At 60.8% G+C, this 8,532-nt stretch carries 9 protein-coding genes; 4 read left to right on the top strand and 5 right to left on the bottom strand.

Annotated elements, in window-relative coordinates; translation table 11 throughout:
• Positions 1–511: NAD(P)H-dependent oxidoreductase (locus tag PF446_RS08615; protein ID WP_298071025.1), on the bottom strand; the 511-nt coding region annotated here is incomplete at its 3' end.
• Between the two features lie 117 nt (positions 512–628).
• Between PF446_RS08615 and PF446_RS08620 the strand changes: the two genes are divergently transcribed.
• From PF446_RS08620 to PF446_RS08630, 3 genes are all read left to right on the top strand, one after another.
• A complete protein-coding gene (locus PF446_RS08620; protein WP_298071026.1) occupies positions 629–1,588 on the top strand; it encodes a LysR substrate-binding domain-containing protein in 960 nt (319 codons plus the stop codon).
• Between the two features lie 62 nt (positions 1,589–1,650).
• On the top strand, positions 1,651–2,796 hold the full coding sequence (locus PF446_RS08625; RefSeq protein WP_298071027.1) for a pyridoxal phosphate-dependent aminotransferase: 1,146 nt from the start codon (positions 1,651–1,653) through the stop codon (positions 2,794–2,796).
• Positions 2,793–3,599, top strand: a complete 807-nt coding sequence (locus PF446_RS08630) for an amidohydrolase (protein ID WP_298071028.1) — start codon at positions 2,793–2,795, stop codon at positions 3,597–3,599. Before PF446_RS08625 ends, PF446_RS08630 begins: the two co-directional genes overlap by 4 nt.
• 11 nt (positions 3,600–3,610) lie before the next feature.
• Here the strand turns inward: PF446_RS08630 and arsC are convergent, their stop codons facing one another.
• Genes arsC through PF446_RS08650 form a run of 4 tightly spaced genes read right to left on the bottom strand, consistent with a single transcriptional unit; the run spans position 3,611 to position 6,893 of the window.
• Entirely contained in the window at positions 3,611–3,958 is a 348-nt protein-coding gene (arsC, locus tag PF446_RS08635; RefSeq protein WP_298071029.1) for an arsenate reductase (glutaredoxin), read from the bottom strand.
• Positions 3,959–3,977: 19 nt separating this feature from the next.
• Positions 3,978–5,273 carry a pseudouridine synthase gene (locus PF446_RS08640; RefSeq protein WP_298071030.1) on the bottom strand — a complete coding sequence of 432 codons (1,296 nt, stop codon included), beginning with the start codon at positions 5,271–5,273 and terminating at the stop codon, positions 3,978–3,980.
• Positions 5,270–6,100, bottom strand: coding sequence for an SMC-Scp complex subunit ScpB (gene scpB / locus PF446_RS08645; protein WP_298071031.1), 831 nt, complete (start codon positions 6,098–6,100; stop codon positions 5,270–5,272). Before scpB ends, PF446_RS08640 begins: the two co-directional genes overlap by 4 nt.
• A gap of 4 nt (positions 6,101–6,104) precedes the next feature.
• On the bottom strand, positions 6,105–6,893 hold the full coding sequence (locus tag PF446_RS08650) for a ScpA family protein (protein ID WP_298071033.1): 789 nt from the start codon (positions 6,891–6,893) through the stop codon (positions 6,105–6,107).
• A 780-nt stretch (positions 6,894–7,673) separates the two neighbouring features.
• Here PF446_RS08650 and PF446_RS08655 point away from each other — a divergent pair.
• Complete coding sequence (locus PF446_RS08655; protein ID WP_298071032.1) at positions 7,674–8,036, top strand: PilZ domain-containing protein; 363 nt, start codon at positions 7,674–7,676, stop codon at positions 8,034–8,036.
• Positions 8,037–8,532 lie beyond the last annotated feature (496 nt).

The raw sequence follows: 8,532 nt of genomic DNA on the forward strand, positions 1-8,532 counted from the left end.
TGCCCATGGCCACACCCTCGGCCCGGATGATCTCGGGATTCTTCACGCCGATGAAGCCGAAGAAGGCAAGCAGATAGTTTTCCTGGAAATCCATGGGCGCCGCGGGGCCTTCGCTGTAGATCCCGCCGCGACTGGACACGATGATGATGCGCTTGTCGCCGGCCAGGCCTTCAGGCCCATTCTCGGTGTAGCGGAATGTCTGGCCAGGTACGGCAATGTGGTCGATCCATGCCTTCAACTGGGTGGGAATTCCGAAGTTGTACATTGGCGCGCCGATGACAACCGTTTCTGCGGCCAGGAATTCGTCCAGGATCTCCTGTCCGCCCGGGCCGGGTTCGCGTATGGCTTCCTTCACTGGGACCCAGTGACCGATGGGGTCCTTGACCAGGTCTCGATAATGGACCGTTGCGCCGGGATGGTCTGTGCGCAGTTCGGAGACCAGGGCTGCGGTGAGCTCGCGGCTGACCGAATGTTGTGCCAGTACGCTGGCGTCCAGGTGCAGAATATTCATGGTTGTTTCCTGATCATGTCCCGAGGGACGGTAGGTGTATGGCATGTATTCTTTGTTCTGGACAATGCTTTTGAAAGAGGGCATAAATGAACTAATTGTTCATACAGGGAAACAATCATGGATAATCGGAAAGGCGCTCTTTACGATCTGAACGACCTGTATTTTTTTTCCGCAGTGGTCGAGCACGGTGGATTTTCGGCGGCCGGCCGGGCGCTGGGAATTCCCAAGTCGCGTTTGAGCAAACGGGTCGCCCAACTCGAGGACCGTCTGGGTGTACGTCTGTTGCAGCGGACCACAAGGCGCTTCGTGGTCACGGATGTCGGCGAGCGGTTTCGTGCCCATTGCCGGGCGGTACTGGAAGAAGCCCAGGCAGCCCAGGACGCCATTGACGAACTGCAGTCCGAGCCGCGCGGCGTAGTCCGGGTGAGCTGCCCGGTTTCGCTGTCTCAGACCGTGATGGCTGAACTTCTTCCGGAGTTCATGGGACTGTATCCGAAGGTTCAGGTCCGTCTGCAGTCCAGTAACCGCCGCGTGGACCTTCTGGGCGAGGGTGTGGATATCGCGGTACGCGTGCGTTCGCGATTGGATGCCGACGCAACGCTGATCATGCGCAGCTTCGGAGAATCGCGTCTGCTGGCGGTAGCCAGCCGTATCTTCCTGGACAGGGAAGGGCGCCCCGAGACCCCAGAGGCCCTCTCCAGGTTGCCTGCGCTGTCCATGTACGAGCACGACGCGCAGCAGGTATGGACACTGGTTGGACCCGAGGGAAAAAGCTTCGACGTACCCATGCAGGCGCGCCTGATCAGTGGCGAATTCCCGATCCTGATGGAAGCGGCAAAGGCCGGCATGGGTGTGGCACTGCTACCCGCATGGGTGTGCGCGCCAGCGATCGCTGAGGGCGCGCTCGAAGTCGTGCTCCCCGGCTGGTCCACGCCACCGAGTTCGATGCATTTCGTTTATTCGAGCCGCCGCGGCCTGTTGCCCGGCGTACGCGCCCTTGTGGATTTCCTGGGTGAACGGTTGCCGCAGTCAGCGGAACGCTACAAGATGGATTGTGCTGGACGCAGGATGGCCTGAGCAGGGACGGCATGCATGCTAAGATCGGCCGCGATCGCGCCCATGGAAAAGGCTTGAACGGCATGCATATCGAAACCCGTCTACCCAAGGTCGGCACCACGATTTTCAGCGTGATGAGCCAACTGGCCGTGGAACACAAGGCCGTCAACCTGGGGCAGGGTTTTCCTGATTTCGACCCTCCCGTCGAGCTTAGAGATGCCCTGTCCAGGGCCATGAATGAAGGCCACAACCAGTATGCTCCGGGCATCGGCGTGGCACGCTTGCGCGAGCAGATTGCGCGCAAGACCGAACGCAGTTACGGCCGCCGCATCAGCGCCGATACCGAAGTCACCGTCACTTCGGGGGCGACCGAGGCAATCTTCTCTGCGATCGCCGCCTCGGTAAAGTCGGGAGACGAGGTGATCGTGTTTGACCCGGCCTATGACTGCTACGAGCCGGCGATCAACCTGCAGGATGCTCGCGCAGTCCATATTCCGCTGAGCGCACCTGATTTCGGGGTGGACTGGCAACGTGTACGTGATGCCATCACATCGAAAACACGCATGATCATCACCAATTCACCACACAACCCGAGCGGCGCGGTTTTTTCGCGCGCCGATCTTGATGCATTGGCCGAGGTGGTTCGTGGTACCGACATCCTGGTGCTGTCCGACGAGGTCTACGAGCACATGGTGTACGACGGTGCCGAACATCAGAGCGTACTGCGGCATTCCGAGCTGGCCGAGCGCAGCTTCGTGGTCAGTTCCTTCGGCAAGACGTGGCACTGCACCGGATGGAAGGTCGGCTACTGCGTGGCACCCAAGCCGCTGTCCGTGGAGTTTCGCAAGGTGCACCAGTACGTGACCTTCTGCACCTTCAGTCCGGCGCAGTTTGCCTTTGCCGAAGTGCTCGAAACCCTCCCGTCGCATGCGCTCGGTCTCTCGGCGTTCTACCAGGAAAAACGTGACCGCTTCCGCGCCATGCTGGAGGACTCACGCCTCGATCTGCTCCCGGTCCCCGGGGGGTATTTCCAGCTGGTGGACTATGCCGCCATCCGCGACACCGACGACATCAATTTCAGCGAATGGCTGGTGCGTGAGGGCGGTGTCGCCGGCGTGCCGCTCACGCCGTTCTACGAAACGCCGCCCAATTCACGACTTTTGCGCCTGTGCTTTGCCAAGAACGCCCCGACCATGCAGGCCGGTGCTGAGCGGTTGTGTGCGCTGTGAGTCTTTCTCCACTACGTCTGACCCTGGTCCAGGGCGCCACGCGCTGGCATGACGCCGAGGCCAACCGTGGGTATTACGCCGACCTGGTGCGCAGCCAGGCCGGTACCAGCGACTTGTACCTGCTTCCGGAAATGTTCCTCACCGGGTTTACCAATGAGACCGGCAGCCAGTCCGATACCATGGATGGACAAGGTCTGGAGTGGATGCGTTCGCTTGCATCCGAGGTTGGTGCGGTGATCACCGGATCGCTGGTCATCCGGGAAAAAGAGCACCATTTAAATCGTCTGCTGTGGGTACGACCGGATGGCAGCTTCGAGTACTACGACAAGCGTCATCTTTTCCGCATGGCCGGTGAACAGCATCATTACGCAGCCGGAAAGGCGAAGCTGACGGTCGAGTTGAACGGCTGGCGCATCCGCCCGCTGGTCTGCTACGACCTGCGGTTCCCGATCTGGTCGCGCAATGAACATGACGCGCAAGCTGCGGGAGGCATGGCCTACGACCTTGTTTTGTTCGTGGCCAACTGGCCGGCTCCGCGCCGCCAGGCATGGTGCAGTTTGTTGCGTGCGCGAGCCATCGAGAATCTGGCCTATTGTGCCGGCGTCAATCGGGTGGGTACGGACGGCAATGCCATTGCGTATGCCGGCGACAGCGCAGTGATTGACCCTTATGGCTCGGCGCTTGTGGATACTGGTGACCAGCAGCAGGTGGTCACGGTCCATCTGGATCCGGGATTGCTGCTTGCGCACCGCGAACGGTTCCCGGCATGGATGGACGCCGACCGCTATCGCATCGAAGACTGAGCGCTGCCTGTTCAGAGAATCTCGAGAATGGCTTCCGGCGGTCTGCCGATGGCTGCACGCGCGCCATGGATCACGATAGGGCGCTGGATCAGGATCGGATTTCGGGCCATGGTCTCAAGCAGTGCGGTGCGGTCAAGGCCGGGGTCGTCGAGTTGCTTTTGTTCATACACCGGTTCGTTGCGGCGCATGAGCTGGCGAGGCTGTAGCCCCAGCATTTCCAGCAGCTGCTCCAACTCGTCGACTGAGGGCGGCTGTTCCAGGTAGCGGACAACGTCTGGCTTGATGCCGCGTTCCTCGAGCAGCGCGAGGGTTGCTCGCGACTTGCTGCAACGAGGGTTATGCAGGATGCGGACGTTCATGGGATCTTTCCGGGATGCGTCAACGATTGCCGTTGTTATTTCCACCGCCATTTCCGCCACGACCCTGTCCATGGGAACGGTTGCCCGAAGGCTTTCCGCCCTTGCGTCGTCCACCGGGACCCGAAGGTTTGCCGCCGGGCTTGGCTGAACGGGATTTTGCCGGACCGGCGGAACCGCGGGTTTCACCGGCGAACCAGGTGCGTACCGAGGGCAATTCCTGGCCTGGGGCGACACCGCGTCGATTCTTGCGACGACCGCCACCGCCCGATTTTTCCGGACGCGCCACATTGCCATTGACGTCGCGCCCGGTCTTGCGTCCACCGCTGCCACGCTTGCCGCCTGACGGGCTATCGTCGCGGATGCGGTCATAGGCCGTCAGTTCGCGAGCCTCGCCGTGATAGTTGCCGGTCCAGGCACGGGGTTCGGCCTTGCCTTCTGGATGATATTCCTTGACGTGGCGGCTGGCCCGGCGCTGGTGCAATACCGGACTCAGGGTCAGTGTCGGCTGCGGCGCGCCCAGGCTGACCTGCTTGCGCAGGGTCTGGATGGCCTCGTCGGGCAGGTTTTCGCAATCGCCACGCCGGAGTCCGCGTGGCAGCTCCACGCTTCCATATCGGATGCGTTTCAGGCGGCTGACCAGGAAACCCTGGGAATCCCAAAGGCGGCGCACCTCGCGATTGCGACCTTCACGGATGGTCACGCGAAACCAGCTGTGGCTGCCCCCGCGGCTGATCACGGCGATATCGTCGAAATGGGCAGGTCCATCCTCGAGTTTGACGCCCGCCTTGAGTTTTTCCAGCGTCTCGTCAGGGACCTCGCCGTGAACGCGGCACAGATACTCGCGCTCGATCTCGTTGCTTGGATGCATCAGTGCATTGGCCAGTTCGCCATCACTGGTCATCAGGATCAGGCCGGTGGTGTTGACGTCCAGGCGACCTACGGCAACCCAGCGCGCGCCCTTCAGTCGAGGTAGCTGCTCGAATATGGTGGGTCGTCCATCGGGATCGTCGCGGGTGGTCAGCACGCCCTCGGGCTTGTTGTAGATCAGGACCTCGGCGTCGCTGCGATTGTCGGTGGAGACAACGTACTGCTTGCCATCCAGGACCACGCGATCCCCGGATTGCACGCTTACGCCGGTACCGGCGGTTTCGCCATTGAGTTGGACCTCGCCGTTCTGGATGCGCTGTTCGAGCATGCGTCTGGAACCGAGGCCGGCATTGGCCAGCACCTTGTGCAGGCGTTCGCTGATGGCAGGCTGTGTCTTGTGACTGGAATCACGTTTGAGGGTGAGTACGTTACGGCTATGCGCAGTCATGCGCGGTTCTCCTCGGTATCTGGATCGGCGGCGTCAGTGTCGACATCCGCAGCGGCCGGCGCCTCTTCGGCGGTGGCCTGGGTCGGGGTGAAAGTGGGAATGTCGTTGGCTTCGTTCGGGTCTGCGTCGCCGGTAGCGACGGTTGCCTGCGGGGATGCCTCAGTAACGGCATCCTTTGGTGGCGAGGGCGAAGAGTCGGCGCCGGTGTCGGCAACCTCGTCCAAAGCGGTTTCCTCACTCGGCATTGAGGCGCGGGCCGTGGGAGCTTCGCCATCAAGGTTCAATTGGGGATCAAAGTCTTCCATGTCGCGGATTTCGGCCAGCGAGGGCAGTTCGTCCAGGGACTTGAGGTTGAAGTAATCAAGGAATTCGCGGGTGGTGCCGAACAGTCCCGGACGGCCGGGCACATCGCGATGGCCCACCACGCGGATCCACTCGCGTTCCTCCAGGGTCTTGATGATGCTGGAGGATACGGACACGCCGCGTACCGACTCGATCTCGCCCCGGGTGATGGGCTGGCGGTAGGCGATCAGCGCCAGGGTTTCCAACAGCGCGCGCGAGTAGCGACTGGGTCGTTCGGTCCACATCCTGGCGACCCAGGCATGCACGTCCTGTCGGACCTGATAGCGAAAGCCCGAGGCAACCTCCACCAGCTCGACCCCACGACCTTCGCACTCACCGCGCAGGGACTCCAGGGCACGACCAATCTCGCCGTTGGGGATGCTGTCGTCCTCGGAGAACAGTTCAGCCAGTCGCGTGGCCGACATGGGTGCGTTGGATGCCAGTATCGCGGCTTCGATGATGTTTTTCAGGATGTTGAATTCCATGCCTCTACTCGTCGGAATCCGAGGCCTTTCCGGCCTTGAGGTAAATGGGGGCAAGCGGTTGCTCCTGAACGATCTCGACCAGCATTTCCTTGGCCAGTTCCAGGATGGCGAGGAAGCTGACCACGATGCCAAGTCGCCCCTCGGAGACATCAAACAGGCTCTCGAATCGGTGAAACGCTCCATCGCCCAGACGTGAAAGCAGATCGCCCATGCGCTGACGCACGCTCAGCGGTTCGCGTTCGATCTCATGGCGGCCGAACAGTTCGGCGCGATGCATGACTTCCTTGAGTGCAAGGAGCATTTCACGGATTTCCACCGTTGGCGGTATCCGGATGATGCTGCGGTCCGTGTCATGGGCATGAGCCGTAGCAAAATCACGTTCCATGCGTGGCAGTTCGTCCATGTCCTCGGCTGCCTGTTTGAACTGTTCGTATTCCTGCAGCCGGCGTACAAGTTCAGCTCGCGGATCTTCCTCACTGGATTCCTCGGTCGGAGGACGCGGCAAAAGGAGACGCGATTTGATCTCAGCCAGTATTGCGGCCATCAACAGGTATTCGGCTGCCAGTTCGAGACGCATGACTTCGCGCATCATCTCGATGTAGTGCATGTATTGCCGGGTGATTTCGGCGATCGGTATATCCAGGATGTCGATGTTTTGCCGACGGATGAGGTACAGCAGCAGGTCCAACGGGCCCTCGAACGCCTCCAGGATCACTTCCAGCGCGTCGGGCGGTATATACAGATCCTGCGGCATTTCCAGCACGGGCTGTCCATGCACCACGGCCAGCGGCATTTCCTGCTGCTGGGGCACATGCGTGAACGGCTGCTGCGTCAGGGCATCCACGGGTTGGACTGGAACTGGTTGGTTGGTCATAAGGGCGTAGGGCCCCTTTGCATTCCGGATCAAACGGCAATGTGCTCGTGACAATGTGCTTGTGCCAGTCCCTGGAGGACGCGGCAAGGCGTGGTTGTGGGTCTGGCGTGCCCGATGGCTGCGCCACGAATGACCGGTGTGTCGGACCGGTCGTGACGATTGACGCTATGCGTACCCCGGGCGTTGTGCGCGCAGTGCCTTACGTGACGGTTGTCGCAGCGGTTCGAAACCCGAACCCGCAACGAACAGGTACACGCAGTGCCATGTCTTGAGTGTCGCCCACTGGGCAGCCACTCGACAAGCCTCTGAATTACGAAAGATGCATGTGGGCAATGTCGCACGATGCACAAGGCCGGCAACCGGGAGCCCTTAATTCCACCCGAAGCGCTAGAGTATAGTTTGTGGTGTGGCAAGTCCAGTACTGATCGCGCCACGTCAAGACCCTGACGCAAGGCGACCAAGGTTGACCTCCAGGGTCGGCTTTCCATCATCGCTTTGATCGTCTGCGCCCCGCAGATCCCCGGCATCCGGGGTGATTGTGACAAGACGGTCACATTTTTAAGCAGCATCACCGGTTTCAGGTTCGGGATGATTAACCAGGCTCCTCGGTGGCCCGCAAATTGCTTGGTATGCCATGCGTCGGAAAGGTGAACATATTTTTCTGGCTCGCTCCGATTACCTCCTGAGGAACAGCCCAGCATGACTGGAAGTCAAAACACCGGTATCGATCCACAGGGCCGGCGTGTTCGCCACGCTCGCATGCGCATCGAGACGACGGTCCTGTTGAATCGGGGAACGGAATCGTTTCCCACCGAGCTCGAGGATATTTCGGCCACCGGAGTGCGCCTGCGCAAGCCCTCGCACTGGAGCGGTGGAGAAGGACAGACCTGGGTGGTAGACATGATCTTTGGCAACGACCTGCATATCCATGTCGATGCCCGCGTGATGTGGATTTCCACCCATTGGATCGGGCTGGAGTATTCACGCATACCCGAAGACAAGCAGGCCGCCCTGTGGACGTTGCTTGGCGGCTATGCTGACACGCTCGAGCCGTGGAAATAAGCCAAGTCTTGAGCCTGGCTGACCGTTCACCGTGTCGAGCAGCCGCCGCGCTGCGTCCCCGTAGCTTCGCGGAGCCGGTGGATCACGCCTGACGATTCATGGGCATGTCCACATCGGGGCAGATGCAGACATCCCGCGTACTTCTTGGACCGACAGGGCCGCGCAATCTCCGATTTGCAATCAGTTTTTCGCCTGCGTCGGGGACCAGCCCCACCTCGCCGGAAACAACCCATACGCACGCGTCTTCCTCCTTGTGCCAGTGTCGTTGGCTGGACCAGCCTCCGGGTGATAGTTGCAACAGGTTGACGCCGAAGTCGATGAGTGTGCCTGCATCACACAGGGTCTGAAGTTGGCGACCCTTGCATGGTGCATCCAGCAATGGCGGACAGGAACATCCACTGTGAAACGGGATGGATCCGCAGTCGATCCATAGGATGACGCACGATCAGCTTTGCTCGCTGGCGGTGCCTTCGCGCAATTCCCTGCGCAGGATCTT

Origin of the sequence: Oleiagrimonas sp., from assembly GCF_027858935.1 — a bacterium.
Lineage (GTDB): Bacteria > Pseudomonadota > Gammaproteobacteria > Xanthomonadales > Rhodanobacteraceae > Oleiagrimonas.

Bases quoted from the DNA above. Each gene is read 5' to 3' on its own strand.
- arsC (WP_298071029.1), bottom strand. From the start codon at position 3,958: ATGAACGTCCGCATCCTGCATAACCCTCGTTGCAGCAAGTCGCGAGCA.
- PF446_RS08625 (WP_298071027.1), top strand. From the start codon at position 1,651: ATGCATATCGAAACCCGTCTACCCAAGGTCGGCACCACGATTTTCAGC.
- PF446_RS08620 (WP_298071026.1), top strand. From the start codon at position 629: ATGGATAATCGGAAAGGCGCTCTTTACGATCTGAACGACCTGTATTTT.
- scpB (WP_298071031.1), bottom strand. From the start codon at position 6,100: ATGGAATTCAACATCCTGAAAAACATCATCGAAGCCGCGATACTGGCA.
- PF446_RS08655 (WP_298071032.1), top strand. From the start codon at position 7,674: ATGACTGGAAGTCAAAACACCGGTATCGATCCACAGGGCCGGCGTGTT.
- PF446_RS08650 (WP_298071033.1), bottom strand. From the start codon at position 6,893: ATGCCGCTGGCCGTGGTGCATGGACAGCCCGTGCTGGAAATGCCGCAG.
- PF446_RS08640 (WP_298071030.1), bottom strand. From the start codon at position 5,273: ATGACTGCGCATAGCCGTAACGTACTCACCCTCAAACGTGATTCCAGT.